The 540-nt window shown below is 45.2% G+C and carries 1 protein-coding gene; it reads left to right on the forward strand.

The features are described from left to right. Positions 1 to 197, forward strand: a 197-nt coding sequence (locus tag MKP05_RS21580) for a hypothetical protein (RefSeq protein ID WP_240570174.1), incomplete at its 5' end; no start/stop codon positions are given. Between the last annotated feature and the right edge of the window lie 343 nt (positions 198 to 540).

Raw genomic sequence — 540 nt, forward strand, 5'->3', positions numbered from 1 at the left:
TTGCTTCAGGTGCATTCGGCCCGGCACGTAGAACCCCTAATAGATCTACTGATTTTTCTGATGAGGCTGTTGGTTTACCCAACTCAGTTGATTTTGTTGTGGTACAGGCTACCAGAAGCAACGGTATTACAGATGATAAAAGGCGTGCTGAGCGCATCGTTGACGTTCTCTGGGAATATGACAGAAGCACATCATAATTGGAGCCTTAAGTGGAAGTAAACTACATGAAATCATGCTTTTGCTGACTGTTTACCTTCAGATTCAGTGCCATTCATTTTCCTGCATAGCCATGCAACATAGTTAACATTTATCAGGGACGTTTCTGGCGGGTTTTCGGGTGGTTTGTTGCCTGTTTTTCCTGTTTCCTGCCAGAAACGCCCTGAGGTCGTTCTGGCGGTGCGAGTAATGGGTTTTCGCACAACATAAGTTAAATATCAATAAATTACATTGGTATCACTAGGCTTGCAGCGACATGCCAGTTTCGCCTCAACACCCTTTCTGAGTGCTGACAGTTGGTTAGCGCTCATTCACAAGCCATCC

The sequence above is a fragment of the Halomonas flagellata genome (genome assembly GCF_022487945.1).
Lineage (GTDB): Bacteria > Pseudomonadota > Gammaproteobacteria > Pseudomonadales > Halomonadaceae > Halomonas > Halomonas flagellata.